The organism is Bradyrhizobium icense (assembly GCF_001693385.1).
Lineage (GTDB): Bacteria > Pseudomonadota > Alphaproteobacteria > Rhizobiales > Xanthobacteraceae > Bradyrhizobium > Bradyrhizobium icense.
The window spans coordinates 1,595,920-1,622,144 of record NZ_CP016428.1 but is presented as its reverse complement, the minus strand read 5'-3'; the positions used below and the strand labels follow the sequence as shown (position 1 = coordinate 1,622,144).

Below are 26,225 nucleotides of genomic sequence, written 5' to 3'. Positions count from 1 at the left end.
TGTGCTATATTTTACTTGAGAGTGCTTACTCTCAAGCGACTTAAGGAGAAATGGAAATGACCATCTTAGCGACGCCGTCAGGCGGCCCTAAATTGAACTGCAAGAACGCATCTCCCCAGCAAGGGCCCCAATCGGGGCCCTTCTGCTTTTCTGGGAGGCTTTGATGACAAAGTCTGCAGGACAACCTCCGTCCGGCCCGAAAAGAGAGCTGATTGTCTTCGGCCTCGACACCGCCGGCAAACCCAAGGCAGGGCGGTTCGCTAAAAAGCACGCCGCGGTAGCGACCAGAGCAGCCAAGTCACTAAAGCTCTCGGTCTGCCCTGGTGACAAACAGGCGATCGCCGACATCTTGAAAAAGATCCCTGTGGGACGGCTGCACGCGCAAGGCAAAGCGTTCATTCCGTACATTAAGCGAGACCTCTTCGATCAGATCCAGGCTGCTGCTACACCGGCCTCGTTGGCCGCGAAGTCGAATCCGGGCCCTGCCGTAACGGAAACGCCAGCTGCAAGGCCACCTCGCAGTTGGGACGATATCGCGGAAGGGCATCTCGTTCTCTATCACGAGGGGCCACGCGATGGCTGGTGGGAAAGCCTCGTCCTGGCCCGAGACGGCGAAACTCTCACGCTGAAGTATCGCGACTTCTCGAGGTACCCGGCATTTCAGTGCCACTTTCGGGCGGTCGCCCTGCCCTACCTGAGCTCTGAGTAAGTCAAGTTCGGGTGGCTCGGACATCTCGCGCCACCCATTCCTTCATTCCCCGACATCGCAAATATAGGAAACAACCATGTCTCACGACACGGATCTCATTCGCTCGCTCAACGACGACCTCAGGAAGCACTTGATCGGAGGCGGCGCGGTCATGACGCCCGGCGTCGCCGCCCTTGGCCAAAGCTTCGTAGAGCGTGCGGTCAAAACTCTGGCGGCCTTTGACGACTTTCACCATGCCAACGATCCGCATCAGGAACATGACATGGGCGTGTTCGAAATCGACGGGCATGCTCTCATGTTCAAAATCGACTACTACGACAAAACTTTGCAATACCACTCGCCGGATCCCGCTAATCCCAAAGTCACCGAGCGTGTGATCACACTGATGCTGGCGGAAGAGTACTAGATAAGAAAAAGAGACCAGGCTAATCAGCGAGCAGCTTGGGTAGGGAAACGGATAGAGCTTCGGCGATCCTTGCCATAACCAAAAGGCTCGGATTGCGTTTTCCCCTTTCGATTCCACCAATATAGGTCAGGTCCAGTTCGGCCTCGAAAGCCAATTGCTCCTGGGTAAACCCCCTTTGACGCCGAAGCCGGCGGACATTTCTGCCGACAATTTTGGGCCAATCGATCATTGAACGATTGGGCCTCATCGGGCATATAGTCTCTAGGGACTATATGCCCGATTCCTTCGAAATAACCACTTAGCTCCTCGACTGTCGGCACTAGCCGGCAACCGACGGTGTAACTCGCCATACAGACCAACCATGGCCTTCAACTGTGATGGAGATATTCGATGCGGTTTCTGAGATTTATGGGATGGTTGACCTTAGGATTGGTGGGCCTGATCGTTCTGGCAGTATTCGCGGACGAGCAGTCCACTCCGCTTGAGGTCCGACGGATCGACAATTTTGTCCGAGGCGACGGCCAAGGAATTGAGATCGTCAACATCGGGCAGGCTCCAATTACAATCAAAAAGGTCCAGGTCAACGAACGAGCCGAATGCCTGGCCACACCAGGGTTTGTATTCGGCTCCCGAGGCGGCGACTTTCCAATGACCCTGAAAATCGGAGACAAGGTAACGGCTATTGGATCTTGCCGCGCAATCCGGGTGACAATCGTTACCGATAAGCAGTCCGTTAGCTATTCCTTCCAGTGAACGACAGGGGCCGATAGGCAAGATAGGAAAATGCCGACTCGGCTGATCGCGGGTCCAAAGGCCCTATTTTACTCACAAAACTTCGCCTGGGCGAATGATCGTCGCCTCGGCCCATGTGAAAACAAGGCAAATTCAGCTTTCTCCATCTGACGACTTTCAAACAATCACTAAAAACCGCTCACTCTGAAAAACACTCATTTTCGCCATTCCGCACGAGAATTTCGCCTGAAAACATCGCCTGAGACGCGACTCTAATTTCATGAGAATCGCCTGAGGGAGTGATCTTCATGAAAGCCCAACGCTCGACCGCAAACCGCAACTTCGCAAAAATACGGAAAGCTATTCGCCGTGCTGAAAAGGCAGCCAAGCGATCAGCAAAAAGCGACCGACGGTTTGCACTTTATCGATACCTGAAGGCCGTGTACCGCGGATATTGCGAGCTTGAAGACCAGAAGCTGCTCCGCACACTCATGCGGATTCCGATGATCTCGCCCGGGTGTACCGATTTGATCTCGCCCGGGATTCCGAGATGATCTCGCCCACCATTCCGATTTGATGTCGCCCGGGGCGCGAGGCGTTCTGGCTGTCAGTTTTCTGGCATCGGGCAAGCCGCGGGGTCAACCTTGAATCGCGGCTTGAGGGTCTTCTTCGTCTGCTGTTCTGTGGGCATGTGGGCAACGCGCTTGCGTTGTCCAAGCGCAGCGGCATGTCCACAGCGCCACTTGCTCAGGCCTTTCGGCTGGGTTTGCGGGTTCGCCGCATGCTCTCGCCGTTCAGATCGATCCGGTGGGCGTTATGGACCAGGCGATCGAGGACGGCGTCGGCGTAGGTGGGGTCGCCGATCAGCGCGTGCCATTGGTCGACGGGGAGCTGGCTGGTGACGATGGTGGAGCGGCGGCCGTAGCGATCCTCAAGGATCTCCAGGAGGTCGTGGCGGGCTGCTGCGTCGAGCGGCTCGAGGCCCCAGTCGTCGAGGATGAGGAGATCGACACGGCCCAGCGCACGCAGCAGACGGGGATGGCGGCCGTCGCCGCGCGCCAAAGCGAGATCGCTGAACAGCCGCGGGACGCGCTGATAAAGCACGGAGCGATTGTCGCGGCAGGCCTTGTTGCCGAGCGCCGAGGCGATCCAGCTCTTGCCAACACCGGAGGGCCCGCAGATCAGCAGGTTGGCGTGGTCATCGATCCATTGGCCTTCGACCAGCATCGTCAGGAGGCTGCGGTCGAGGCCGCGCGGGGTGCGGTAGTCGATGTCCTCGACGCAGGCCTGCTGGCGCAGCTTGGCATATTGCAGCCGCTTCGACAGCCGCTTGTCGCGTCGCAGTGACGCTTCGCGTTCGAGCAGGAGCGCGAGCCATTCGGCGTGGCCGAGGCTCGTGGCGTCGCCGCCGGCTTCGATGTCGGCGAAGGCCTTGGCCATGCCGTGAAGGCCGAGTGCGTGGAGCTGATCGAGGGTCGGATGGGTGAGCAAGATGGGATCTCCTAATTGTAGTAGCGCGGCCCGCGGATGTTGGAATGCAGGATCGGCGCGTCATCCGCGGAGCGCCTGGGGGAAGGACGCCGATCGAGATTGTTGGCGAGGATCGACTTGACCGAGCCGTAGGTGCGCGCGCCGATCTCGATCGCCCGCATGGCGGCGGCATCGAGCCGCTCTTGCCCGTAGGATCGAGCGAGCCGGATGATGCCGAGACAGGCGCGGAAGCCCTGTTCCGGATGCGCGCGCTCGTCGAGGATCAGATCGCACAGCGCCGCGGTGGCCGGCCCGATCGCGGCGGCCTCCTTGCGGATGCGCTCGATGGTCCAGCCGGCATGGCGCCGATGACTGGATGCCATATGCTCCGGCACGGTCGTGTGCTTGTGGTTGCCGCTCATGCGCTGATGCGCGGCGATCCGCTCGCCCTTGTGGAAAATCTCGACGGTGCGGGCGGTGAAGCGCACCTCGACCTCGGCGCGGACGAAGCGATGCGGGACGCTGTAGTAATGCGCCTCGACCTCGACGTGATAGTCGATGCTGACCCGGCAGATCCGCCACTCGGCGAACACATAAGGGCTCTCCGGCAAGGCCTGGAGTGCCGGCCGGTCGATCTCCTCCAATAGCTTGCGACGGGTCACGCCGAGCCGCCGGATCGGCCGCTCCTCGTTGAGCCGGGTCAGCAACTCGGCGATCGCCGCGTTGACCTCGGCGAGGCTGTAGAACGTGCGGTGGCGCAGCCGCCCGAGCAGCCAGCGCTCGACCATGAGGACCGCCTGTTCGACCTTCGCCTTGTCCCGTGGCCGTCGCGGCCTCGCCGGCAGGATGGCGGTGCCGTAATGCGCCGCCATGTCGGCGTAGCTGCGGTTGATCCGCGGATCGTAGAGGCAGGCCTTGATCACCGCCACTTTGGTGTTGTCCGGCACCAGCAGCGCCGGCACGCCGCCGATCGCCTCGAAGGCGCCGACGTGGCCGCTGATCCAGTCGGCGAGCCCCTGCGTCCAAGTCGCCTGTGCATAGGTGAAGCTCGACGCGCCGAGCACCGCGACGAAGATCTGCGCGGTGCGCCGCTCGCCGGTGAGCCGGTCGATCACCACCGGCACGCCGTCGCCCGCATAGTCGACGAACAGCTTGTCGCCGGCTGCATGCGACTGGCGCATCGTCACCGACAACCGGCCTTCCCAGGCGCGGTAAAGCTCGCAGAACCGCGAATAGCGATACCCGCCGGGCTCGCTTGCGATGTACTCCTCCCACAGGATCGACAGCGTCACGTGCTTGCGCTTGAGCTCGCGATGCACCGACGCCCAGTCCGGCTCGGCGAGACGTCGCTGGCCGCGCCGGGTGCCAGGACCGGCTCCCGCTGCCGCGAACAGCCGCGCTTCCAGCACCGTGTCGGTGACGTCATCGGGCAACGGCCAGGTCAGCCCCGATGCCTCGAACCGCCGGATCGTCAGCCGCACCGTCGAGGGCGCCGCCCCGACCCGCCGCGCGATCTCGCGGGTCGGCATCCCGGCCGACTTCAATCTGATCACATCGCGCACATGGCGCATCGCAAGCCTCTCCGTCGGCATCCTGGTCCCCCCTTGCAAAGCCGAAAGGCGGGACCGTAGCGGAGCCAGAAGAGGCCTCGTCACCCCGGGCGACATCATCCCGGAATGGTGGGCGAGATCATCTCGGAATGGCGGGCGACGTCAAATCGGAACGGTGGGCGAGATCATTCCGGAATCGTGGGCGACATCGAGCGGAATCAGCACACTCAAGCAGTTTCTTGCCCAAGAATATGCGATCTCGGCCGATTACCAGTGGCATTCCATCCGTCGGATTATCGAGGCGACCGCACTGAAAGATGATCTTCGTGCGCGGAGTCGGTGGACACGGGCCCTTGAGTTCGCCTGGAACGAGGAGGTCGAGCCGGACGAGCTTGTCTGGTATTTGCAGCAGAATGGCGGTTTGTCCGGATGCGCCCGCAAAGCTGCAAGGGGTCTCCCGAGGTACTACAGTGAGGAGGAAGATGAAAATGACGACGAGCCAGAAGACGGTGATGAGGAGGAGGATTGCGAAATCAACCCGCCAAGATGGGAAAAGGAAGAATGGCGCAAATTCAGACGCCCTTGATGCTTCAGAGTCTATAGAAGCTCCTGGATTGCTGGCATCATGCTTGGGAAGCCCCTCGCAGAACCCTCTACGAGAAGTTGTCTAAGCACCGAATGGACGCTAGGCTTAGTCTTCATTCCCAAGCGATCTCAGCACAATGTCCGACAAAAACGGTAGAACACGTGGCAAGGCATCACAGATAGAAATAGCCGATGTGATCAACGTGTTATTAGACGCCCGTCCGGAGACTTATCCTTTTGAGAGAAACATAGCTTTATCGATATTTTGCGCATGGCTCCACGATCCCGATGACCGCAAAGTATTGCTGTTTGCACAGACCGTCGCGGCGGCTAACGTTTACATTCGATGTAAGGATCCCCGACGACGGGACATCCCGCTTCTTTCCATTGATCGACTTGCTCACGGCCTTGCAGACCCCCCTATTGGCAGCGATTTTGTTGGTTGGTTTGAAGCCCTTGGACCGCAGGTCGATAGCTTGCGGGATATCGTCGCCTTCTTTATGCACTGCCCCGATAGAGTGACGCCAAGCCTCAATCGCGCATTCCATTTTATAGAGAACAATGGATTTCTCGACTTGGACGTCGCGCCTGACGAAAGGCCCGATGTGTTAAGAATGAAGCGCGCAAAGACTACTCTAAAATCGATCTGGAAGGCTCGCGCTCACACCGGTCCATTCATTTGGGCAGCAGCTCTCAAGATGCCTCAGATTGTTGATTTGGCGCCCGACGATGCTTCAACGTTCCGCACGACACTGAATATTCTTAAGTCTCCTACAAAGCTTCGATCCTACTTTGAAACCGCGAAGTGGTGTCAGGCACGTCTTCAGGCTCGACTTGATCCGGCAGCACGCGACAAAGTCCGGTTCATCTCATTGCCAGCTAATTTGGGAACAACAGCGCCTAGAATTGGCTCGTTCGACCAGCAACAGATGAAGATATTCTCTACCTACACGGCGCGAAGGTTGCGAGAGAACTAGGGTCAAGATCAAGCAAAGTGGGCCGAACCATTTTGGCCCACTGGGTCGATCTGTACCGACGTAATTTACCGGCAATTTCGAAGCCCATAACTGTCGTGTGCACCATTGAGGAGCACACGAATGAGTAGCTGTTTCGACAACCGACCAAGAGCAAGCGATTGGCTTGTTCGAACCCTGTCTGTGGAGCGCTGGTACAACGACAGCGCTCCCAAATGGAAATACCTTCCGAGCGTTGTACAAGCTCAAGCTGAACGGATTCGCAGAAGTCGCCTGCTAAAGAAGTACGGGTCCGCTAAACTTGGGTCGCTATTAGCCAGATGCAAAGCTAACGCGCGGTGCCTGTCTGGCTGCTGCCCGGAGTGCGGACGTGCACTTCAGCGCTTTTTTGTGTCACGAGCAAATACACTTCTCGATCCGCATACCGACTACGCTGCCGTTTCTATCGTCACACGGACGTACCGGCGCACAGGCAAACTGGCTAGCTTACCGCTGGAGGGCCTTGTCGCGAGGCTGCACCGCGCCTGTAACAAGGGGCGGATCCTGATCGCAATTGGTGGGGTCGATTTTAGCTTCAATGAGCATCTGTCTAAAGGCCACGACGGCCGTTGGGTACCCCAATTTTGGTTGCTCGTGCACGTTGGCAATAGGGCTCGTTGGGAGCGTGCTTTTCGACGGATCTATCAGCCTCGACAAAACGTTCCACGACCCGTCAAGATCCTTATTTGGGATGGCAATATCGACGCGCTCGGCTACTCCTTGAAGACCAATTTTGTACGCCGCATCTCCACAAGAACGGAGCGGTTCGCTCGTGGAAAATTTCGCTCGTGCAAAAATACTAGAGCCGATCGGTTAAGAGCGGCCGAACGAGTCGAGTTATTTCAATACCTCCACTCGTTGGGATTGGAGGCCCGCCTAGTCTTATTCGGAGTGATCCGAAGCAGATATGGATTTGAGGTCGAACCCTGACTCAATCCCTCAAAACTGACTGAACTCAAAGCTGAATGAAGTCAGGTTCTTCCTCGATATCTCAAAACTGACTGAACTGCACTTTCTTTAGATCAACGTAGCCGCAGAGCCGAAAACACGTGTGCAGGCCGTGCACGCGAGAATGCACGCTCTGCACACAGGAGAGACTAATGCCGAAGCCCTTCATCAAAAATGTCGCGACCGTTCACGACGACGCGGAGAATGCCTCTTACGTCAGACTGCGGATCCGCACGGTCAGAGGAACGAAAGAGACCATCGAACTGCCGCGAGAGGACATCTCGGACATCAAATCGCTCAAGAGGCAGCTACTGAGAATCGGAGCAGTACTTCCGTCGCAAGCCAAGGAATGCAGAGACTTAATCATGGGGGCAGTGGAAAGCAACAGCCCCCATCTGATACGGCGCGTCGCTCAGTCCGGCTGGGTGGACGGCACATATAGGGCTTTCGCGACTCAATCGAGAATTATTGGAAACACGTCGGAACACTTCGAGCCGCCCAAGCGAGCTCCGAAGACCGACGATCACGGAGCGACAAAGATCAGCGGAAGTGCGAGGAGCTGGAAGGCGGCCGTTGGCGTGCAAGCTTTGTTGTCTTCCAGTTGGGTGTTTTCCATAAGCGCTGCCTTCGCAGGCCCTCTTTTAAGGATGCTTGCCGAGGACTCTTTCTCTGTGTGTTTTTCCGCCCCATCGCGGACAGGCAAGTCCGTTGTTACACTTGTGGGCTCGTCTGTGGTCGGCGTGGGATCGGTCGGAGAAATGATGACCTGGAACGTTTCAGAGGCAGGACTCGAACAACGCCTTCCACTCTTCAACGACTACATGATTGGAGTTGACGACTTCGAGACAATGAAAGGCTCCGACGCCGCGAAGTACGAACGAATACGGGGAATGACGTACGGCATCGCAGCCGGTACCGAGAAGGTTCGTCATTCTGCGGCGAAGCTATCTTGCAATCAGTGGCGTGTCATCTTGGTTACATCCATGGAAAGAACGATCGCGGAACTTGCTCGCAGCACGCATAGGGCACGTCAGACAGGCGAAGCGGTCAGGATGATCGATGTCCCGTTGTTGTCGCGGGGGAAGGCTCACATTTTCGATCTCGCGGGATCGATGGGCGAGCATATCGACGCTTCGTGGCGAGAAAAGCGATTCGAAAGCATGGTGAAAGCGTGCGCGGCTAACCATGGCGCTGTATTCGAAGATTACCTTGAGAAGTTGTGCGACGGTTATGTTGACGTGCCGGAGCTCGCGGGCAAGCATCGTGATCGCTTCGTAAAGCGGGTGACCGCCCCTAACGACGAACCGATTACACGAGATGTCGCTCGGAAATTCGGCGTAGTCTACGCAGCCGGTCGCCTTGCGATCAAGTTTAAGCTCGTTCCCTGGAAAAAGGAGGAGCTTTTCAGCGCGATCGAAAACGTCTTTTGCGACGCCAAAACATTGCTTCCTGATCGGGAACGCGATTTGGCCACGGCACAAGCCACTCTGAAGGAGTTCGTCGAGAAGTTGAGGCGCCGCAATGACATCGACGACTATGAAGTTGAGCCAGGTTATCGTGTCTCGAGGATGGGCCCAGCCAGGTTTGTTGTGAAAGTCGACGCGTTCAACGCCTTGTTCGAAACAGATACTGAGCGGCGCGACGTACTTAATTGGCTTGGCAGTTCGAAGCTCATCGTTACAAGCTCTTCATCCAGCAAGCCGAAATATCAGTTCAAGTGGCCGGACGGAGAGCGCAGGCGGTCCTACACTTTTTCCCTGCCGGTGTAGGATCGTAGACCGAGCTGCACCTTCGGCACAGTTGCCAGATGAAAAGCAGGCTGCCTGATCGGGGCAGCATCGACCAAGATGCCCCGATTAGACTGTCCACCGCTGCTACAATAGCATTCCCCGACGGATCGATGACAGCTTCTGGATTGCGCCGAGAAGGCGCTCGCGGAAGATTGGTGATTGAGAGGATCGCAGGAAAGGATTTCACGACGCTTCGGCATATTGAAAGGATGAGAGAATTATGCCGCCTCCAAGCAAGGGAGCTCGCCTATACAAGCGAAAGCCGCGATATCGGAACGGAAAGCTCGTCGCTCAAGCCGTCTGGATCATCAAGGACGGCGACCGACATATCGCCACAGGATGCATTGCGAGTGCGACTGGAACAAGGCCGCCTCAAGAAGCGGAGCAAGCCCTCGCCGATTACATTGCACGCAAGTACCAACCCGAACGAACCAGACGGGACATAGAGGACATCGACTGCGCTGACGTGCTGTCGATCTATTTGACCGATATCGGCGAACCTGGAGATCAGTTCGAAATCGGACCCAGGATCGAGCGTCTCAACGAGTATTGGGGCGGTAAGAAGCTCGCGCAGATCAATGCTCAGACCTGCGCTGGGTATGTCAAGCATCGTGGGAGCCAGGGTGGTGCCCGCCGTGACCTTGAGACACTACGCGCTGCGATCAACCATCATGCGAAGGAGGGCTTTCATCGCGGCGTCGTGCGCGTGTCGTTACCGCCCAAGGGCGAGGCGCGCGACCGATGGCTCACGCGAAAGGAGGCCGCCGCCCTGATATGGCAATGTTGGCGGCATCGAGAGAAGCAGACAATCCACTCTGGAGTGTCGAAAGGCGACCCGATGATCACGAACCGTCGGCCCTTGCGTCATATCGCCCGGTTCATCTTGATCGGCTTGTACACCGGCACGCGAGCCGGTGCGATAGCATCCGCATCGCCCTATGCCGTGCCTGGCCGGTCTTACGTGGATCTCGAGCGAGGCATTTTCTATCGGAAGGCCATCGGCAAGCGGACCACAAAGAAGCGTCAGACCCCAGCGCCGATCCCCCCGCGACTGCTCGCCCACCTACGGCGCTGGTGGAACCGGAAGCTGATTGCGGATTGCTTCGTCGAATTCAACGGCAAACCGATCGCCTCGGTAAAGAAGGGGTTCAAAACGGCCGTGGGGCTCGCCGGCTTGGCCGGTAGGGTAACTCCACACACCCTTCGCCATACCGCGGCAACCTGGCTGATGCAACGCGGTGTGCCAATCTGGGAGGCGGCAGGGTTCCTGGCTATGTCTCCAGAGGTCCTGCAAGGCACTTACGGACACCACCACCCCGATTATCTGCAGGGGGCGGCGGCAGCCATTGGCCAAAAGGGCCGATACGTTTCGGTGGTTGAATCGGTGGTTGACTCGGGAACAACCACCAATCAGAAGAAAAAGTCTAATGATATCTGGTCGGAGTGGCAGGATTCGAACCTGCGACCCCTGCGTCCCGAACGCAGTGCTCTACCGGGCTGAGCCACACTCCGACTTGGAACGCGGCTTATAGCCTTCGGTTTCGGCGACCGCAAGCAGCCGAATTAAGGAAATTAATCACAGTGAATGTTGGCCTGAAAACCCAGATTTTGCCCGCCGGTGAGGCCGCCGTGGCGGCTGCTGCGCGTGCACTTTCAGAAGGCGGGCTGGTGGCGTTCCCGACCGAGACGGTCTACGGCCTCGGCGCCGATGCCAGCAATCCGGCCGCGATCGCCCGCCTCTACCAGGCCAAGGGCCGGCCGGCGTTCAACCCGCTGATTGCCCATGTTGGAGATATCGCGGCCGCGCGGCGGATCGCCCGTTTTGACACGGCGGCGATGGCGCTGGCCGAAGCATTCTGGCCCGGCCCGCTGACGCTGGTGCTGCCAAAGACGGAAGATTGCGCCGTCGCCGATCTCGCGACCGCCGGCCTCGATACCGTCGCGGTCCGCATTCCGGCCCATCCTGTCGCGCGCGACATCCTGCGCGAGTTCGGCGGGCCGGTGGTGGCGCCGTCCGCGAACATTTCGGGCCACGTCTCGCCCACCGCCGCAGCCCATGTGCAGAGCGACCTTGCGGGGCGGATCGACCTGATCGTCGATGGCGGTGCGGTCGAGGTCGGCGTCGAATCGACCATCGTCGGCTGCATTGATGCGCCGATGCTGCTGCGTCCCGGCGGCCTGCCGCGCGCCGAGATCGAGCGCGTGCTGGGGCGCGCGCTGGTGCAACCGGCGCCCGATGCCGAAAGCGACAACGGCCAGCCGCTGGCGCCGGGCATGCTGGCCTCGCACTACGCGCCCCGCGCGCGCGTGCGGCTCAATGCCGTCGCCATCGAGCCCGGCGAAGCATTGCTCGCGTTCGGCCTCGGAGCAATTTCGGGAATTGACGCCGCCTCTCACGTGATGAATCTGTCGGAGCGCGGCGATCTCGACGAGGCCGCTGCCAATTTGTTCGGCCATCTTCGCGCGCTCGACGCCAAGGGCGCGCGCACCATCGCGGTGATGCCGATTCCGGACGAGGGATTGGGCGAGGCCATCAACGACCGGCTGCGCCGCGCTGCAGTTGGGCGAGAATGAACGGGCGGGAATGAAAGAGAAGAAGAAAATGAACATCGTCCAGAGTTCCGTGCCGCCGCTTCCCGCCGAGCTGATCGCAAAATTCCGCGCCATCGTCGGCGATAAATATGCCGTGACCGACGCCACCGATATCGCCCCCTACGTCACCGAGGAACGCGACCTGTTCCACGGCCGCTCGCCGCTGGTGCTGCGGCCGGGCTCGACGGCGGAAGTATCCGCGATCTGCAAACTCGCCAGCGAGCACAAAATCGCGCTGGTGCCGCAGGGCGGCAACACCGGCCTCGTCGGCGGACAGACTCCGCACAATGGCGAAGTGGTCGTATCGATGCGGCGGCTGGATAAAATTCGCGAGATCGATCCCGCCTCCAATACCATGACGTGCGAAGCCGGCGTGGTGCTGCAAATCGCACAGCAGCGTGCGGCCGAAGTCGATCGCCTGTTCCCATTGTCGCTCGGCGCGGAAGGAAGCTGCACCATCGGCGGCAACCTCTCCACCAATGCCGGCGGCACGGCGGCGCTGGCTTACGGTGTGGCGCGCGAGATGGCGCTCGGGCTCGAAGTCGTGCTGGCGGACGGCCGGATCCTGAACGGATTGTCCAAACTAAAGAAGGACAATACCGGCTATGATTTGCGCAACCTCTTCATCGGCGCCGAGGGCACGCTCGGCATCATCACGGCGGCCACGCTAAAGCTGTTTCCGAAACCGCATGCGGTGGAGACTGCCTATGTCGGGCTGCAATCGCCGGCGCAGGCGCTGAAACTGTTGTCGATTGCGCAGAACGAGGCCGCCGGCAGTCTCACCAGTTTCGAATTGCTGGCCGACATCGCGGTAGATTTCAGCCTGCGCCACGGCATCGACATCCGCGATCCGCTTTCGACCAAGCATCCCTGGTACGTGCTGATGGAGTTATCGTCTCCGCGTGACGACGCGCGTGACGCGCTGGAAGCGATTCTCGCCAAGGGCATGGAGGAAGGCATCGTCGACGATGCCGTGATCGCGGCGAATCTCTCGCAGCGCGCCGCGTTCTGGAAACTGCGCGACGAAATGTCGGCCGCGCAGAAGCCGGAAGGCGGCTCGATCAAGCACGACATCTCGGTGCCGGTCGCCGCAGTCCCTGCGTTTATCGAAGAAGCCAATGCGGCCGTCGTGAAGCTGATCCCGGGCTCGCGGCCGGTGCCGTTCGGCCATCTCGGCGACGGCAACATCCACTACAATGTCAGCCAGCCGATCGGCGGCAACACCGCCGATTTCATGTCGCGCTGGCACGAGGTCAACGAGGTGGTGTTCGCAATCGTGCTGCGGATGGGCGGATCGATTTCCGCCGAGCACGGCATCGGCGTGCTCAAGCGCGACGAACTCCCCGACGTCAAGGACAAGGTGGCGATCGATCTGATGCGCGGCATCAAGGCAATGCTCGATCCGCTCGGCATCATGAATCCGGGCAAGGTGCTGTGACCGCGGCTGCCTCAAGCGCCATTCCCGCGCTCGCCATCGCCGACATCGCTGATGCCGATGTCGCGACGGTGATCGCGCTGTGGCAGGCCTGTGGCCTGACGCGGCCGTGGAACGATCCTGCCGCTGACATTGCGCTCGCCCGCCGCGATCCGAACTCGACCGTGCTGATCGGGCGCGAGCGTAGCGCGATCGTGGCGACCGCCATGGTCGGCCATGACGGCCATCGCGGCTGGGTCTATTACGTCGCAACCGATCCCGATCGTCGCGCCAAAGGCTATGGCCGCGCCATCATGAACGCGGCCGAGGACTGGCTGCGTGCGGCGGGCATTCCGAAACTGCAATTGCTGGTGCGGCCGGAAAACTCGGGCGTCGCTTCGTTCTACCAGTCGATCGGCTTCGGCGAGCAAAAGATCCTGTTCTTCTCCAAATGGCTCGACGGCCGCGAGCCGCCGCGGTGAGCTGAAAGATTGCCATGAGCATTTCCGATCGTGTCCGCACCAAGAACGAGCGCGTGCTGTCCGACGACTATCACGTCCTGGAGTCGGTGACGTTCGAATACCGGCGCAGCAATGGCGAATGGCAGCCGCAAACCCGGGAGATATTCTATCGCGACGACGCCGCAACGCTGTTGCCCTACAATCTCGCCGGCCGCACCGTGGTGCTGGTGCGGCAATTTCGTTATCCGGCCTATGCCAATGGCTACGACGATCTGCTGATTGAGGCCGCCGCCGGCCTGCTCGACGACGCTTCGCCGGAGGAACGGATTCGCGCCGAGGCGGAGGAGGAAACCGGCTACCGGCTCGGCGAGGTACGCAAGGTGTTCGAAGCCTTCATGAGTCCCGGCGCGGTCACCGAGAAGCTGCACTTCTTCGTTGCGGAATACGAAGCTGCGATGCGGGTCGGCGACGGCGGTGGACTGGCCGACGAAGGCGAGGACATCGAGGTGCTGGAATTGCCGATCGACCAGGCTCTCGCGATGATATCGGACGGCCGCATCGTCGACGCCAAGACGATCATGCTGCTGCAATACGCGGCGCTGCATATTTTTCGGTAGGTGACTCTATCACGCGTCGTCCCTGCGAACGCAGGGATGACGGCGGAGAGTGCATCGCTCAAAACAACGAACCCTGCCCGTCATCCTCCGGTGCCGCCACCTTGCGCGGCGCGGCGCGTTTCGCAGGCTTCGGCTCCTCCGCCGCGCGCTGCTCGTCGGTGATCGGCAGCAGCAATTGCGCGTCGTCATTGACGACGCGGTTGACGCGCGTGGAAATCTCATGCCAGGCGAATTCGCCCTCAGTCGGCCCGCGCAGCAACGGCATCACATCCGATGCGTCGTGGATGCGGCCGTCGAGCCAGCGCTCGAATTCGTCAGGCGCGATGGTCACGGGCACGCGGTGATGCAGCGTGGCAAGATCGCGGCTGGCGGGTGCGGTGACGATGGCGACGCCGTCGGTCTCCTCGCCGTTCGGCCCCATCCAGGTCTCCGCGAGCGCAGCAAAGCCAACAGGACGGCCGTCGCGGCGGTGGATGAAGAACGGCCGCTTGCGGCCGCCGGCATCCTGCCATTCGTAGTAGCCGTCAGCCGGAATCAGACAGCGCCGCCGCTTGATGGCGTTCTTGAATGCGGGCTTGTCGACAACCGTCTCGGAGCGTGCGTTGATCAGGAGCGTAAATTTACGGGGATCTTTCACCCAAGCCGGCACCAGGCCCCAGCGCATCAGCCGGAAATGGCGGCCGCCATTTTCCAGAATCACCACCGGAATCGGTTGAGTCGGCGCGATATTATACCGCGGCGGGAAATTTGGCTGCTCGATATAGCCGAAGATCTGCCGGAGTGCCTCCGGCGGCGAGGTAATGACGAAGCGTCCGCACATTATCTGACCAACATAAGCCTCTGTTTAATGGGTGTTAACCCCAGATGTTAACAGTGGGGCGGATGACCTCCATGGCCGCCACAGAAGTGCGATCCGATCCGCCGATGCCGCCAGCGACGGGCCGTATAGATGAGGCCCGCGCGGAGCAGTTGCGCGCCGCCAATATCAATCCGCGCACCGGGCTCGCCACCGACTATCTGAATCACTTCAACGAAGCCATCATGCTGCTCGAAATGGTTCCGGATATGCCGGAATGCGCGGAGGATTTTCTGACCTGGACTCCGCTGTCCTACGCCGAGCATTTCTGGGCCTCCAACTTCAAGGCCCGCGACCTCGCGATCGAGGCCTATGAATGCGCCGACCCCAAGGTCCGTGCCGATTTCGACAAGCTCACGGCGACCATGACCTCGATCCTGACCGCAGTAGGCAAGGCAATGCGCGAAGCCCAGCAGGACAAGACACGCGCCGCGCTTGCCGAGCAGGCCACCGCCTGGGTCAAGCCGCTCGTGGCGCTTGCCGGCGGCGTTATCAACGGCAACGCCGAGGCCGACATCGAAACGGTGATGTCGAACTAGCCGCTGGACGCTTGAACTTCCGTCCGCTGCAATTGGACCTGCGCTGACCGATCGGGCATGATCGGTCCCACAGCAGTTCCCTGTTTACCGGATCACCCCTTGACCTCCCCCGTTCAGCCGGACCGCCCCCAGCTCGCCGTCAGCGGCGCGATCTTCCGTGACGGCAAGGTCCTCCTGGTCCGCCGCGCCCGCTCGCCGGGCAAGGGCTTCTACTCGCTCCCCGGCGGCCGGGTCGAGTTCGGCGAATCCCTGCACACCGCGCTCCACCGCGAGGTGGACGAGGAAACCGGCTTGAGAATCGAGATTTTGGGCCTGGCCGGCTGGCGCGAGGTGCTGCCGGGGGCCTCTGGCGGCGGGCACTACGTGATTATGTCATTCGCGGCGCGCTGGACGGCCCGGGAGCCGGTCCTGAACGACGAGCACGACGATTTCAAATGGCTGGCGCCGGACGGGCTCGGCGACCTCAAGGTGACCGGCGGCCTGCTGGAGGTCATCCAGGCCGCCCGGAAGCTGGTCTAGGCCGGTCCCTGCCAGCACCACACGCCTTGCCTCGGGCGTACTGAGGGGGCATATCGGCCCTCAAATGCTCAAGCACGCCCTCGCCGCCCTCATTCTCATTTCGGCATGCCATCTGGCCCCCGCACGCGCCCAGGATGCCGCCGCACCGTTCGACGGCGACCTGCAGCGGCTGGCCGAGATTCTCGGCACCCTGCATTACCTCCGGGGCATTTGCGGCGCCAATGAGGGGGCGAAATGGCGCAACGAGATGCAGGCGCTGATCGACGCCGAAACTCCCTCCGGCGACCGCCGCGCCCGCATGATCGCTGGCTTCAACCGCGGCTATAACGGCTTTCAGCAGACCTACCGCACCTGCACGCCGGCAGCCTCGGTTGCGATCCGCAGATATATCGAGGAAGGTTCCAAAATCTCGCGCGACCTCACCGCACGCTACGCAAACTGAGGGCTGTTGTTTGACGCATTTCCCCACCGCGAACCGGTCCCCGCTTCGCTCGAAAACGCTATGATGGACGCGATCTATTTCGACCTCGACGGAACGCTGACTGACCCCAAGCCCGGCATCACCCGGTCGATCCAATATGCGCTGCAAAGGCTCGATCATCCCACGATCCCGAGCGAGGACGAATTGACCTGGTGCATCGGCCCGCCGCTGCGCTCAAGCTTTGTGAGGTTGCTCGGCGATCACGCCGCGGACCGCGCGGTGACGCTCTACCGGGAGCGGTTTTCCGACATCGGCCTCTATGAGAACGGCGTGTACGACGGCATCGACGAGGTGCTGACGGCACTCCGCGCCTCCGGCCACCGGCTGTTCGTCGCGACCAGCAAGGCGCACGTGTTCGCCGAACGCATCATTGACCATTTCGGCTTGCGCAAGCACTTCGAACGCGTGTTCGGCGCCGAACTCGACGGCACCCGCGCCGACAAGTCGCATCTGCTGGAATACGCGCTGAAGGAAGTTTCCGTCGATCCGTCCAAGACCCTGATGATCGGCGATCGCAGCCACGACATGGTCGGCGCGAAAAACAACGGCATGAAGGGCATCGGCGTATTGTACGGCTACGGCAGCCGGGACGAACTGATCGAGGCAGGTGCGCACCATGTCTGTGCGACGCCGCGGGCGATTCTCGGTTGCATTTCTTGACATCAGCGAAGGCGTGGAACCGCCGCCCGAAATTCGAGCACCTCGTTAACCTTTCCTAAAGATGTGGCCTAGGCGCCCCCGCCCCGCGTGCTACAGCTTATCGCGTTAGGATGCGTTCCGCCCTGGTTCGCGCGCAGATTTCGTTGAGCTTCATGAGCCGCCCAGTCTCCTTCTCGACCGCCCACGACCCGCTTCCCGATCTCGAACAGAAGCAGACTGCCCTGAGCTACCTGAGCGAGGCCTGGGCGGAAGCGCGGCACGATGGCGTCGACGGCGACTGCCTGGCGCAGGCGAGCCTGTTTACCGCGCTCGCCGAACTGGTCTCGACCTATGGCGAGGACGCGGTGGCGAAATTCGCGGAAGGTCTTTCGGCCCGCGTCCGCAACGGCGAATTTTCGTTGTCGCTGGCGAAGCAGTAGCGGCAACTTCGGATGTCGTCACCCGCGAAGGCGGGTGACCCAGTACGCCGCGGCCTATCGATTCAATCACTGCCGTCTCTGGGATACTGGATCACCCGCCTTCGCGGGTGACGACGAGCATGGTTGGGGCAACATCCTGCCTTACGCCTTCAACGTCTCCAGGAACCGCACCGGTTCGCCGGTTGACGGCGTCGTTACCTCGCCCTGCCACATCACGCGTTTGCCGCGCACGAAGGTGCCGACCGGCCATCCGGTGACGCGGACGCCGTCATAGGGCGTCCAGCCAGCGCGTGAGGCCACCCATTTGTTGGTGATGGTTTCGCTTCGCTTGAGATCGACGATGGTGAAGTCGGCATCGTAGCCCGCCGCGATGCGGCCTTTGCAGGCGATGTTGTACAGCCGCGCAGGACCTGCGCTGGTGAGATCGACGAAACGCTGTAGCGACAGCCGGCCGGCATTGACGTGATCGAGCATCAAGGGCACCAGCGTCTGCACCCCGGTCATGCCCGAGGGCGAAGCGGGATAAGTCTTCGCCTTTTCCTCCAGCGTATGCGGCGCGTGGTCGGAGCCGAGCACGTCGATGATGCCCTGCTCGATGCCATACCAGATTCCCTCACGGTGATCGGCCGAGCGCACCGGCGGGTTCATCTGCGCAAGAGTGCCGAGCCGCTGGTAGCATTCCGGCGCGGCCATGGTGAGATGATGCGGCGTCGCCTCGCAGGACGCGACATCCTTGTGGTCGCGCAGATAGTCGATTTCCTGCTTGGTCGAGATGTGCAGCACGTGGATGCGCTTGCCTGTCTCGCGCGCAAGATTGACCAGCCGCTGGGTCGCGATCAGTGCCGCAGTCTCGTCGCGCCATACCGGATGCGAGCGCGGGTCTCCCTCGATGCGGAGCGACTTGCGGTCATTGAGGCGATATTCGTCCTCGGCATGGAATGCGGCGCGGCGGCGGATTACCTGGAAGATGCGCCGCAGGCTTTCGTCGTCCTCGACCAACAACGCGCCGGTGGAGGAGCCGATGAACACCTTGACTCCGGCACAGCCTTCCGCGCGCTCCAGCTCCGGCAGATGGTTCACGTTCTCGCGGGTGCCGCCGATGAAGAAGGCAAAGTCGCAATGCATGCGATGACGGCCGGCCTTGACCTTGGCGGTGAACGTCTCCTCGGTGACCGTGAGCGGATTGGTGTTCGGCATCTCGAACACCGCGGTAACGCCGCCCATTACGGCGCTGCGCGAGCCGGTCTCGAGGTCTTCCTTGTGCGTCAGCCCCGGCTCGCGGAAATGCACCTGCGTGTCCATCACGCCGGGCAGGATGTGCAAACCCTTGCAGTCGATCGTCTCGCCGGCGGAGGCCTGTCCGAGTCCCCCGATCGCAGCGATCCGGCCATTGGAGATGCCGATGTCGCAGATGCCCTCACCGTCCTGATTGACCACGGTGCCGGATTTTAGAATGGTATCAAATCGCTGATTCATCGCTGCTTCATGGTCCCTTGGCGCTCGCTTTAAGGCCTTGTTGACAGCACCTTAGCGCCTTACGTTCTCATGTGATATCCGGCTCCTGCATTTTCCCAGGAACTTGAAAGCTCACTGCAAACCGCACTGCAAAAGAGGCCGTTTTACCTAATGAAAGCAGCGTTTCTTCCGGACCGGGGCGTGGTCAAGGTCAGCGGCGAGGATGCCCGCAACTTTCTCAACGGCCTCGTCACCACAGATGTCACGCCGCTGCAGCCCGGCCTTGGCCGGTTTGGCGCGCTCTTGACGCCACAGGGAAAAATCACGACGGACTTCCTCATTACCGAAGCCTCTGAGGGTCACGGCGGCGACTTCCTGATCGATGCGCCCCGCGTGCTGGCGCAAAACCTCGCTGACAAGCTCGGCTTCTACAAGCTGCGCGCCAAGGTCGCGGTGGAAAACATCTCCGACAGCATGGGCGTGCTGGCGGCCTGGGACGGCGAGCCCGCGATGAAGCCCGATCTGGCCTTTGCCGATCCGCGGCATCAGGAGTTGGGCTGGCGCATTCTCGTGCCCGAAGATCTCACGCAGAAGGTGGCCGATCTGATCGGCGCCGACCTCGTGGACGGCGAGGCCTACGAGGCGCATCGCATCGCCTTGGGTATACCGCGCGGCGGGCTCGACTTCATGTACAGCGACGCATTCCCCCACGAGACCAACATGGATCGCCTGCACGGCGTCGATTTCGACAAGGGCTGCTATGTCGGCCAGGAAGTGGTGTCGCGCATGCAGCATCGCGGCACTGCGCGCACGCGGATCGTGCGGGTCACGCTCGAAGATTTTTCGCCGGAGACCGGCGTCGCCGTTCTCGGTGGCGACAAGCAGGTCGGCACCATGGGATCGACCGCCGGCGGCCACGGTCTAGCGCTGGTCCGCGTCGACCGCGTTGCGGATGCACTCGACGCGGGACTGGCGCTGACGGCCGGCGGCCTTGCGATCCGTCTGACCGATCTGAACGACGTTCGCGTCCCCCCGAAGCAGACCATCGCATGAGCAAATCTGCGCGCCCGCACGCCGATGGCAAGACACGGTGCCCGTGGCCCGGCGAAGACCCGTTCTACATGGCCTATCACGACACCGAATGGGGCGTGCCTGAATATGACGACCGGGCGCTGTACGAAAAGCTGATCCTCGACGGTTTTCAGGCCGGGCTGTCGTGGATCACGATTTTGCGCAAACGCGAAAACTTCCGCAACGCCTTCGACGATTTCCAGCCGGAAAAGATCGCGCGCTACAATGCCAAAAAAATCCACGCGCTGATGGACGACGCCGGCATCGTGCGCAACCGCGCCAAGATCGAAGGCGCCGTCAATAGCGCCAAGGCCTATTTGAAGATCATGGAAGAAGGCGCGGGCTTCTCCAAATTCCTGTGGGATTTCGTCGACGGCAAGCCCATCGTCAACGAGTTCAAGACCACGGCCAGCGTGCCGGCCTCGACGCCAGTCTCGGTCAAGATCTCAAAGGAGCTCGGCGCGCGCGGCTTCAAATTCGTCGGCCCGACCATCGTCTATGCGTTCATGCAGGCCACCGGCATGGTCAACGACCATCTCGTCACGTGCTTCTGCCACGAGGCCTGCAGCGGCAAACTGCGCAAGCCCCGCCTCAAGGCCAAATGACGGCGCGAAAATCGTCCCATGTCGCCAACCGTGCCTGGCAGCGGATGCTGTCGGGGCGGCGGCTCGATCTGCTCGATCCCTCCCCGCTCGATATCGAGATCGCCGACATCGCCCATGGCCTGGCGCGCGTGGCGCGCTGGAACGGGCAGACCAGCGGCGCGCATATTTTCTCAGTGGCGCAGCACACGCTGCTGGTAGAAGCCGTAATGCGCGAGCAGATGCCGCGCGTCGACGTCCGCTTCCGCCTCGCTGCGATGCTGCACGACGCCCCGGAGTATGTCATCGGGGACATGATTTCGCCGTTCAAGGCCGTGCTCGGCGGCGACTACAAGGTGGTGGAGAAGCGCCTGCTTGCGGCAATCCATATTCGCTTCGGCCTGCCGCCAATTATCGCCGATGAAATCACCAGAGCCATCAAAGCGGCCGACCGCGGCGCGGCCCATCTTGAAGCCACTCATCTGGCAGGATTTTCGGTAAGCGAAGCGAAGCGCCTGTTCGGCAGGGATCCCGGCCTGCCCGAGGCCATGGTGCGTGACTACCTGACGCCGTGGACCGCAGCCCGGGCCGAAAAGCAGTTTTTGGCGCGATTCGAGCTGCTGTCGTCAGCGTAGGGTGGGCAAAGCGAAGCGTGCCCACCATTATTGCCCCCGGAACACGATGGTGGGCACGGCGCAAGAGCGCCTTTGCCCACCCTACGGCACCGGTTATATTGCTGGCCAAAGACTACCCAGGGAATGCCATGCTTCACGTCTGTTCGCTTGCTGCACTACCCGACACCGTGAGAGCCACCGGCGCCAGCCACATTCTGACCGTGATGGCCAATGTCGATCAGGTGCAGCGCCCGGCTTCGGTGCTCGAGGCCAACCATCTGAAAATCTCGATGGACGACATCATCGAGGAGATGGATGGCTTTGTCGCGCCGGCGCATCACCACATCGAAAGAGTGCTGAATTTCGTCCGGAGCTGGGATCGCAGCGCGCCGATGGTGGTGCATTGCTATGCCGGCATCAGCCGCTCGACGGCGAGCGCCTTTGCCGCCGCCTGCGCCCTCAATCCGCATCGCGCCGAGATCGAGATCGCCCGGCAAATTCGCGCCCGCTCCCCGATCGCGTCGCCGAACCGCTTGATCGTCAGCCTCGCCGACAGGGCGCTGGGGCGCGACGGGCGCATGCTGCGTGCGCTGGACGAAATGGGCCCGGGCAGCATGATGGTCGAGGGCCGGCCGTTCTATCTCGATCTGGAATGACGCAGCATTCCCAGGATGCTGCGCTACGTCATCAGCGCGTTCACGCGCGTCTTTGACGGGCTATGGCTCGCGGCTTGATGCGCTGCTGATCCCGGGTCCACTGGCATGGGTCCCGGCTCTGCGGAGCAGCGTTTGCACGCTGCACCGCGTCCGGGAAACGGATGCGCCAAATGACGCCCGGATCGGCGTGAACTTTTAGCGGACAAAGGCACACACAGGATTGCAACCGGGCTGCCGACGTGGCCGGTTAACGCTGTGACGCGCCCGCCGGGAGGCCCGATGTTCGACGACCCCTTCGTTTTCTTTTCGCTTGTGATCGCGATCGTCGCCCTGATCTTGGCGCGGAAGGCCATGAATGAGGTGGCGGAGTTGCGTCAGCGCCTGGAGGCGATGCAGGCCGCGCCGGCGGTCGCCGATGCAGCCGTGCCGCCTCCGCTCACCCCGTTCGAGGCGTTTGAGCAGAGCCTGCCGCCGCCTTCCACTGCCGCTACACCGACGCCTCCGCCGATCGTTCCAGAGGCGGAATCCATCGCCTCCGCTGCCAGCGCTGAGGCGGCTGGGCAAGCTGCCGATGGTCCTCCGCCCGCGCCGCCGCCGCTTCCACAACCAGATCGCGGTTTCGAGGAAACCGTCGGCACGCGCTGGGTGGTGTGGATCGGCGGCCTGACGCTGGCGCTCGGCGGATTCTTCATGGTGCGCTATTCGATCGAAGCCGGTTTGCTCGGCCCCGGCGTGCGCACCATCCTCGGCGGCCTGTTCGCGCTGGCCTTGCTGCTTGCGGGCGAATGGACGCGGCGCAAGGAAAGCATTTCCACCATCGAAGCGCTGCCGATCGCCAACATCCCGGCCATTCTGACGGCTGCCGGAACGGCGGTCGCATTTGCCACGGTTTATGCAGCCTACGCGCTGTACGGCTTCCTGGTGCCGGCGACCGCGTTCATCCTGCTCGGGCTGGTCGCGCTGGGCACGCTGGCTGCGGCGCTGCTGCATGGCCCGGCGCTGGCCGGCCTCGGCGTGGTCGGCGCCTTTGTGACGCCGGTCCTGGTCTCGTCCGACAAGCCGGACTTCTGGGCGCTCTACATCTATCTCGCGATCGTCACCGCGGCGGCCTTCGGTCTGGCGCGCGTCAGGCTGTGGCGCTGGCTCGCTGTTACCACGATCGCCTTTGCGCTGCTATGGACGTTCCCCTGCCTGCAATGCGGCCCCTCGATGGTCGGCCCGCATGCGTTCCACGTTCTCGCCGGCTTCGTCCTCGCCGCGCTACTCGTGGTGTGCGGCTTCATGTTCGGCCCGCCCGCGGACGAAGGCCAGGTCGAGCCGATCTCGTCCGGCTCGCTTGCCGCCTACTTGCTCGGCGCGACCTTGATCGTGCTGAACAGTTTTCATGCCGACGCCGCGATGATCGTATTCGGGCTGCTGGTGGCCGGCAGCCTTGTTGTCGCCTGGCGCAGCGATGCCGCGGCCGGTACTGTCGGCGCCGCCGCCGCGCTGGTCTTTGTCGTGTTCGCCGAATGGGCCGTTCGCGCCAATCCCGACATGCTGGTGCTGCCCGGTGGGCCGCTGCAGGGCATCGGGCCGAGCGCCACGGACGGATCGGTGTCGCTGCACCTGATCTCGGCTGCGATCTTCGCGGCGGGCTTTGGCGTGGCGGGATTTCTCGCGCAGGGCCACTCAATCGGGCCGGTGATACCGGTGATCTGGTCGGCCGCCGCGGTATTCACGCCGCTGGCGCTGCTGGTCGCGCTCTACGCCCGCATCGCACATCTCGACCGCTCGATTCCGTTTGCTATTCTCGCAGTGATATTGGCCGCGGCCTATGCCGTCGCGACCGAGATCCTCGGCAGGCGCGAGGATCGTCCGGGATTGCAGGCCTCGATCGCGTTGTTTGCGACCGGTACGCTCGCAGCGCTGGCGCTGGCAGTGACCTTTGCGCTGGAAAAAGGCTGGCTGACGATTGCCCTGGCACTGATGTCGGCGGGCACTGCCTGGATCTCAACGCAGCGGCCGATTCCATTCCTGCGCACACTCGCGGCCGTCCTCGCCGGCTTTGTGGTGCTGCGCATCGGCTACGAGCCGCGCATCGTCGGCCAGGCCGTCGGCACCACGCCGATCTTCAACTGGCTGTTGTGGGGGTACGGCATTCCGGCGGCATCGTTCTGGGCCGGCAGCATCTTGCTGCGCCGCGGCGGCGATGACGCGCCGCTGCGGACCGTGGAGTCGGCGGCGATCTTGTTCACGGTGCTTTTGGCCTTCATGGAAATCCGCCATGCCATCAACCATGGCGACGTCTATCGCCAGAGCGCCGGCCTCACCGAAGTGGCATTGCAGGTCTGCGTCGCGCTCGCCATGGCGATCGGGCTCGAGAGGTTGCGCATCCGGACCGGCAGCGTCATTCACAACGCGGGCGCCATCCTGCTCACTGCGTTTGCCGGACTCGCGACACTGTTCGGCCTGCTGTTGCTTGAGAACCCGATGCTAGAATGGATCAGCGTCGACGCCGTCATCATCAATCTCCTGCTGCTCGGCTACGCCCTGCCCGCGGTGCTCGCGCTGCTGTTGTCCTACGCGGTGGCAGGGCGCCGTCCGGTCGCCTACGCCAACACGATCGCAGGGGCAGCGCTCGTTCTCGCGCTTGCCTATGTAACGTTCGAGATCAGGCGCATCTATCACGGCCCGGTGATTGCGGCCGGCCCGACCACCGGCGCCGAACAGTACACCTACTCGATCGCGTATCTCGCGTTCGGCGTCATGCTGCTCGGCATCGGCATTCTCTTCAACTCGCAACGCGCGCGCCTGGCCTCGGCGTTCGTCATCGGCCTCACGATTCTGAAAGCTTTCCTGATCGACATGTCGACGCTGACAGGCGTCTATCGCGCGCTGTCCTTCATGTGCCTCGGCCTGGTGCTGGTGGCGATCGGCTGGCTGTACCAGCGGATCCTGTTTCGCAGGCAAGCGGCAGCCCCGGCCGCGCCGGCGGGAAGCTAGAGGATGGCGCGCTAACCGACGGATTCGGCGACAAGCCGGATCCTGAATACCGGCTTCTTGGCTTCGTCCAGAAGCTCCATCTGCCATTCGGCGTTCTGCTTCAGGCTGCGCGAAAGACTTCCCAAGAGGTTACCGCAGACCTTCGTCATCTCGGCCCAGGCGGCCTCGCGGCTTTCGAATTCGGCCCCCTGGTCGGACGCGCCAGCGTAGCGACCGTGGCTGATCCGAAAAAAATACAGCGGCATGATTGATCTCATGTGTTTGGGCCGCCTCCCGGCCTTCTCTGCCGGTCGCCAGTTGGAACGAGATTCGCTACCAGGACATGAATGCGCCAGCCCGTATGACTACGGGTGCGCGCTCGCCAACAAAGTTGGGACGGCGAATAATACACCGGCCGCTCGGTCCCCCGAGCGGCTTGTTTCGCTACCCGCAGCAGGTGCCGTTGCCGTGATCAATCGGTCGAGCGGCGCAGTTCCGGGGCGCTCTCGGCCTTGGCCGGTTCGGGCTTTGCCTGCTCCGCCTTCGGCTCCGACTTTACCGGCTCGAGCTTGGCGCTCTCGACCGCAGGCGTCTCGACCCGCGCGGTCACTTCGGCACGTGCATCAGCCGCACGCGAGGGCTCTTCCCGACGATGCAGCGAGCGCGGACGCGCCACCGAGCGCGCTATCAGCATTTGCGAGGCTCCCTGATGGCGGAAATCGCAATAGGCGAAGCCCATGCCCGAGACGGAGCCGCGGAACGAGCGATCGTCGCGTTTGTCGAGATTGAAGCACGGCTCGAACGGCAGCCCCTTGATGGAAGCGCAAACGGCCTGGCCGCGAATCTGCAGCGTGTTGCCGGGCAAGCGAACATGGCGGATCGGCCCCGAGCCGCTGAACTGGATGGAACCGGTAGCGCCGAGATCGTCGAGAATGCGGCCTGCCCCGCGGGTGCCGTCAAAGCAGGTAAAGGCGAAAACCTTGCCGCTCACGAACCTGCGCGCTTCGTCGGCATTCATCATCCCGGCCAGCGCAGGAACGATCATCGCACTGGCCGTGACGGCCCCCAGAACCAAACGCGCAAGCATGCAGCTACTCCAACTTATACAAGAGCGCGGGCGCCC

Annotated in this window: 28 protein-coding genes, 1 tRNA gene and 1 pseudogene; 22 read left to right on the top strand and 8 right to left on the bottom strand. The window is 61.9% G+C overall.

Annotated features, from left to right (window positions below):
- The first annotated feature begins 163 nt into the window (after window positions 1-163).
- Window positions 164-709, top strand: coding sequence for a hypothetical protein (locus LMTR13_RS07705; protein ID WP_065727371.1), 546 nt, complete (start codon window positions 164-166; stop codon window positions 707-709).
- 76 nt (window positions 710-785) lie between these two features.
- Window positions 786-1,115 (top strand): DUF3768 domain-containing protein, encoded by a 330-nt coding sequence (locus LMTR13_RS07700; protein ID WP_065727370.1) that lies wholly within the window; start codon window positions 786-788, stop codon window positions 1,113-1,115.
- A 19-nt stretch (window positions 1,116-1,134) separates the two neighbouring features.
- Here LMTR13_RS07700 and LMTR13_RS07695 read toward each other — a convergent pair whose 3' ends face one another.
- Complete coding sequence (locus tag LMTR13_RS07695) at window positions 1,135-1,344, bottom strand: helix-turn-helix domain-containing protein (protein ID WP_236843298.1); 210 nt, start codon at window positions 1,342-1,344, stop codon at window positions 1,135-1,137.
- A 161-nt stretch (window positions 1,345-1,505) separates the two neighbouring features.
- On the opposite strand from LMTR13_RS07695, the gene LMTR13_RS07690 reads away from it, so the two are divergent.
- Window positions 1,506-1,868 carry a hypothetical protein gene (locus LMTR13_RS07690; protein ID WP_065727369.1) on the top strand — a complete coding sequence of 121 codons (363 nt, stop codon included), beginning with the start codon at window positions 1,506-1,508 and terminating at the stop codon, window positions 1,866-1,868.
- A gap of 287 nt (window positions 1,869-2,155) precedes the next feature.
- Entirely contained in the window at window positions 2,156-2,401 is a 246-nt protein-coding gene (locus tag LMTR13_RS07685; RefSeq protein ID WP_156795472.1) for a hypothetical protein, read from the top strand.
- A gap of 193 nt (window positions 2,402-2,594) precedes the next feature.
- On the opposite strand, the gene istB is transcribed toward LMTR13_RS07685, so the two are convergent.
- Together istB and istA are read right to left on the bottom strand one after the other, a co-directional pair.
- A complete protein-coding gene (gene istB / locus LMTR13_RS07680) occupies window positions 2,595-3,338 on the bottom strand; it encodes an IS21-like element helper ATPase IstB (protein ID WP_065727367.1) in 744 nt (247 codons plus the stop codon).
- An 11-nt stretch (window positions 3,339-3,349) separates the two neighbouring features.
- Window positions 3,350-4,888: an IS21 family transposase gene (gene istA, locus LMTR13_RS07675; RefSeq protein WP_083219417.1), complete on the bottom strand. Its 1,539-nt coding sequence runs from the start codon at window positions 4,886-4,888 to the stop codon at window positions 3,350-3,352.
- A 154-nt stretch (window positions 4,889-5,042) separates the two neighbouring features.
- On the opposite strand from istA, the gene LMTR13_RS40335 reads away from it, so the two are divergent.
- The 4 genes and pseudogenes from LMTR13_RS40335 to LMTR13_RS43270 form a co-directional block, all read left to right on the top strand.
- A complete protein-coding gene (locus LMTR13_RS40335; protein ID WP_065727365.1) occupies window positions 5,043-5,453 on the top strand; it encodes a hypothetical protein in 411 nt (136 codons plus the stop codon).
- A 136-nt stretch (window positions 5,454-5,589) separates the two neighbouring features.
- On the top strand, window positions 5,590-6,429 hold the full coding sequence (locus LMTR13_RS40330) for a hypothetical protein (RefSeq protein WP_156795471.1): 840 nt from the start codon (window positions 5,590-5,592) through the stop codon (window positions 6,427-6,429).
- Between the two features lie 1,136 nt (window positions 6,430-7,565).
- On the top strand, window positions 7,566-9,182 hold the full coding sequence (locus tag LMTR13_RS07655) for a DUF927 domain-containing protein (RefSeq protein WP_065727362.1): 1,617 nt from the start codon (window positions 7,566-7,568) through the stop codon (window positions 9,180-9,182).
- A 241-nt stretch (window positions 9,183-9,423) separates the two neighbouring features.
- A pseudogene (locus LMTR13_RS43270) lies at window positions 9,424-10,404 on the top strand (site-specific integrase); the annotation flags it as partial.
- A gap of 234 nt (window positions 10,405-10,638) precedes the next feature.
- Here the strand turns inward: LMTR13_RS43270 and LMTR13_RS07645 are convergent.
- Window positions 10,639-10,715 (bottom strand) — tRNA-Pro (locus tag LMTR13_RS07645).
- A 69-nt stretch (window positions 10,716-10,784) separates the two neighbouring features.
- Between LMTR13_RS07645 and LMTR13_RS07640 the strand changes: the two genes are divergently transcribed.
- The 4 genes from LMTR13_RS07640 to LMTR13_RS07625 are packed head-to-tail and all read left to right on the top strand — an operon-like array spanning window position 10,785 to window position 14,287.
- Complete coding sequence (locus LMTR13_RS07640) at window positions 10,785-11,777, top strand: L-threonylcarbamoyladenylate synthase (RefSeq protein ID WP_065727360.1); 993 nt, start codon at window positions 10,785-10,787, stop codon at window positions 11,775-11,777.
- Window positions 11,778-11,805: 28 nt separating this feature from the next.
- The gene (locus LMTR13_RS07635) at window positions 11,806-13,233 is read left to right on the top strand and encodes an FAD-binding oxidoreductase (protein WP_065732506.1); all 1,428 of its coding nucleotides are present in this window, start codon (window positions 11,806-11,808) and stop codon (window positions 13,231-13,233) included.
- Between the two features lie 20 nt (window positions 13,234-13,253).
- Window positions 13,254-13,691, top strand: coding sequence for a GNAT family acetyltransferase (locus LMTR13_RS07630; protein WP_065732507.1), 438 nt, complete (start codon window positions 13,254-13,256; stop codon window positions 13,689-13,691).
- A gap of 14 nt (window positions 13,692-13,705) precedes the next feature.
- Window positions 13,706-14,287, top strand: coding sequence for an NUDIX hydrolase (locus tag LMTR13_RS07625; RefSeq protein WP_065727359.1), 582 nt, complete (start codon window positions 13,706-13,708; stop codon window positions 14,285-14,287).
- A gap of 58 nt (window positions 14,288-14,345) precedes the next feature.
- Here LMTR13_RS07625 and LMTR13_RS07620 read toward each other — a convergent pair whose 3' ends face one another.
- On the bottom strand, window positions 14,346-15,107 hold the full coding sequence (locus LMTR13_RS07620; protein WP_065727358.1) for an SOS response-associated peptidase: 762 nt from the start codon (window positions 15,105-15,107) through the stop codon (window positions 14,346-14,348).
- Between the two features lie 62 nt (window positions 15,108-15,169).
- On the opposite strand from LMTR13_RS07620, the gene LMTR13_RS07615 reads away from it, so the two are divergent.
- The 5 genes from LMTR13_RS07615 to LMTR13_RS07595 all read left to right on the top strand — a co-directional run bounded on the left by LMTR13_RS07615 (window position 15,170) and on the right by LMTR13_RS07595 (window position 17,761).
- Window positions 15,170-15,682: a hypothetical protein gene (locus LMTR13_RS07615; protein WP_065727357.1), complete on the top strand. Its 513-nt coding sequence runs from the start codon at window positions 15,170-15,172 to the stop codon at window positions 15,680-15,682.
- A gap of 99 nt (window positions 15,683-15,781) precedes the next feature.
- Window positions 15,782-16,201, top strand: a complete 420-nt coding sequence (locus tag LMTR13_RS07610; protein ID WP_065727356.1) for an NUDIX hydrolase — start codon at window positions 15,782-15,784, stop codon at window positions 16,199-16,201.
- A gap of 64 nt (window positions 16,202-16,265) precedes the next feature.
- Window positions 16,266-16,643 (top strand): TIGR02301 family protein, encoded by a 378-nt coding sequence (locus LMTR13_RS07605; RefSeq protein WP_065727355.1) that lies wholly within the window; start codon window positions 16,266-16,268, stop codon window positions 16,641-16,643.
- Window positions 16,644-16,706: 63 nt separating this feature from the next.
- Window positions 16,707-17,342, top strand: coding sequence for an HAD family hydrolase (locus LMTR13_RS07600; protein ID WP_065732505.1), 636 nt, complete (start codon window positions 16,707-16,709; stop codon window positions 17,340-17,342).
- A 152-nt stretch (window positions 17,343-17,494) separates the two neighbouring features.
- A complete protein-coding gene (locus LMTR13_RS07595; RefSeq protein WP_065727354.1) occupies window positions 17,495-17,761 on the top strand; it encodes a hypothetical protein in 267 nt (88 codons plus the stop codon).
- A gap of 141 nt (window positions 17,762-17,902) precedes the next feature.
- On the opposite strand, the gene LMTR13_RS07590 is transcribed toward LMTR13_RS07595, so the two are convergent.
- Window positions 17,903-19,237, bottom strand: coding sequence for a dihydroorotase (locus LMTR13_RS07590; RefSeq protein WP_065727353.1), 1,335 nt, complete (start codon window positions 19,235-19,237; stop codon window positions 17,903-17,905).
- Window positions 19,238-19,387: 150 nt separating this feature from the next.
- On the opposite strand from LMTR13_RS07590, the gene ygfZ reads away from it, so the two are divergent.
- The 5 genes from ygfZ (at window position 19,388) to LMTR13_RS07565 (ending at window position 25,123) form a co-directional block, all read left to right on the top strand.
- On the top strand, window positions 19,388-20,269 hold the full coding sequence (gene ygfZ / locus LMTR13_RS07585) for a CAF17-like 4Fe-4S cluster assembly/insertion protein YgfZ (RefSeq protein WP_065727352.1): 882 nt from the start codon (window positions 19,388-19,390) through the stop codon (window positions 20,267-20,269).
- Window positions 20,266-20,892 (top strand): DNA-3-methyladenine glycosylase I, encoded by a 627-nt coding sequence (locus LMTR13_RS07580; RefSeq protein ID WP_065727351.1) that lies wholly within the window; start codon window positions 20,266-20,268, stop codon window positions 20,890-20,892. The genes ygfZ and LMTR13_RS07580 overlap by 4 nt, the downstream gene beginning before the upstream one ends.
- A complete protein-coding gene (locus LMTR13_RS07575; protein ID WP_065727350.1) occupies window positions 20,889-21,503 on the top strand; it encodes an HD domain-containing protein in 615 nt (204 codons plus the stop codon). Before LMTR13_RS07580 ends, LMTR13_RS07575 begins: the two co-directional genes overlap by 4 nt.
- Before the next feature lie 128 nt (window positions 21,504-21,631).
- Window positions 21,632-22,138 carry a tyrosine phosphatase family protein gene (locus LMTR13_RS07570; RefSeq protein ID WP_065727349.1) on the top strand — a complete coding sequence of 169 codons (507 nt, stop codon included), beginning with the start codon at window positions 21,632-21,634 and terminating at the stop codon, window positions 22,136-22,138.
- A 279-nt stretch (window positions 22,139-22,417) separates the two neighbouring features.
- Window positions 22,418-25,123: a DUF2339 domain-containing protein gene (locus tag LMTR13_RS07565; protein ID WP_065732504.1), complete on the top strand. Its 2,706-nt coding sequence runs from the start codon at window positions 22,418-22,420 to the stop codon at window positions 25,121-25,123.
- 11 nt (window positions 25,124-25,134) lie between these two features.
- Here LMTR13_RS07565 and LMTR13_RS07560 read toward each other — a convergent pair whose 3' ends face one another.
- Entirely contained in the window at window positions 25,135-25,368 is a 234-nt protein-coding gene (locus LMTR13_RS07560) for a DUF6894 family protein (RefSeq protein WP_065727348.1), read from the bottom strand.
- Between the two features lie 206 nt (window positions 25,369-25,574).
- Window positions 25,575-26,189, bottom strand: a complete 615-nt coding sequence (locus LMTR13_RS07555) for a hypothetical protein (protein WP_065727347.1) — start codon at window positions 26,187-26,189, stop codon at window positions 25,575-25,577.
- Between the last annotated feature and the right edge of the window lie 36 nt (window positions 26,190-26,225).

Bases quoted from the DNA above. Each gene is read 5' to 3' on its own strand.
- LMTR13_RS07705 (WP_065727371.1), top strand. From the start codon at position 164: ATGACAAAGTCTGCAGGACAACCTCCGTCCGGCCCGAAAAGAGAGCTG.
- LMTR13_RS07700 (WP_065727370.1), top strand. From the start codon at position 786: ATGTCTCACGACACGGATCTCATTCGCTCGCTCAACGACGACCTCAGG.
- LMTR13_RS07695 (WP_236843298.1), bottom strand. From the start codon at position 1,344: ATGATCGATTGGCCCAAAATTGTCGGCAGAAATGTCCGCCGGCTTCGG.
- LMTR13_RS07690 (WP_065727369.1), top strand. From the start codon at position 1,506: ATGCGGTTTCTGAGATTTATGGGATGGTTGACCTTAGGATTGGTGGGC.
- LMTR13_RS07685 (WP_156795472.1), top strand. From the start codon at position 2,156: ATGAAAGCCCAACGCTCGACCGCAAACCGCAACTTCGCAAAAATACGG.
- istA (WP_083219417.1), bottom strand. From the start codon at position 4,888: ATGCGCCATGTGCGCGATGTGATCAGATTGAAGTCGGCCGGGATGCCG.
- LMTR13_RS40330 (WP_156795471.1), top strand. From the start codon at position 5,590: ATGTCCGACAAAAACGGTAGAACACGTGGCAAGGCATCACAGATAGAA.
- LMTR13_RS07655 (WP_065727362.1), top strand. From the start codon at position 7,566: ATGCCGAAGCCCTTCATCAAAAATGTCGCGACCGTTCACGACGACGCG.
- LMTR13_RS07635 (WP_065732506.1), top strand. From the start codon at position 11,806: ATGAACATCGTCCAGAGTTCCGTGCCGCCGCTTCCCGCCGAGCTGATC.
- LMTR13_RS07625 (WP_065727359.1), top strand. From the start codon at position 13,706: ATGAGCATTTCCGATCGTGTCCGCACCAAGAACGAGCGCGTGCTGTCC.
- LMTR13_RS07620 (WP_065727358.1), bottom strand. From the start codon at position 15,107: ATGTGCGGACGCTTCGTCATTACCTCGCCGCCGGAGGCACTCCGGCAG.
- LMTR13_RS07615 (WP_065727357.1), top strand. From the start codon at position 15,170: ATGACCTCCATGGCCGCCACAGAAGTGCGATCCGATCCGCCGATGCCG.
- LMTR13_RS07605 (WP_065727355.1), top strand. From the start codon at position 16,266: ATGCTCAAGCACGCCCTCGCCGCCCTCATTCTCATTTCGGCATGCCAT.
- LMTR13_RS07600 (WP_065732505.1), top strand. From the start codon at position 16,707: ATGGACGCGATCTATTTCGACCTCGACGGAACGCTGACTGACCCCAAG.
- LMTR13_RS07595 (WP_065727354.1), top strand. From the start codon at position 17,495: ATGAGCCGCCCAGTCTCCTTCTCGACCGCCCACGACCCGCTTCCCGAT.
- LMTR13_RS07590 (WP_065727353.1), bottom strand. From the start codon at position 19,237: ATGAATCAGCGATTTGATACCATTCTAAAATCCGGCACCGTGGTCAAT.
- ygfZ (WP_065727352.1), top strand. From the start codon at position 19,388: ATGAAAGCAGCGTTTCTTCCGGACCGGGGCGTGGTCAAGGTCAGCGGC.
- LMTR13_RS07580 (WP_065727351.1), top strand. From the start codon at position 20,266: ATGAGCAAATCTGCGCGCCCGCACGCCGATGGCAAGACACGGTGCCCG.
- LMTR13_RS07575 (WP_065727350.1), top strand. From the start codon at position 20,889: ATGACGGCGCGAAAATCGTCCCATGTCGCCAACCGTGCCTGGCAGCGG.
- LMTR13_RS07570 (WP_065727349.1), top strand. From the start codon at position 21,632: ATGCTTCACGTCTGTTCGCTTGCTGCACTACCCGACACCGTGAGAGCC.
- LMTR13_RS07565 (WP_065732504.1), top strand. From the start codon at position 22,418: ATGTTCGACGACCCCTTCGTTTTCTTTTCGCTTGTGATCGCGATCGTC.
- LMTR13_RS07560 (WP_065727348.1), bottom strand. From the start codon at position 25,368: ATGCCGCTGTATTTTTTTCGGATCAGCCACGGTCGCTACGCTGGCGCG.
- LMTR13_RS07555 (WP_065727347.1), bottom strand. From the start codon at position 26,189: ATGCTTGCGCGTTTGGTTCTGGGGGCCGTCACGGCCAGTGCGATGATC.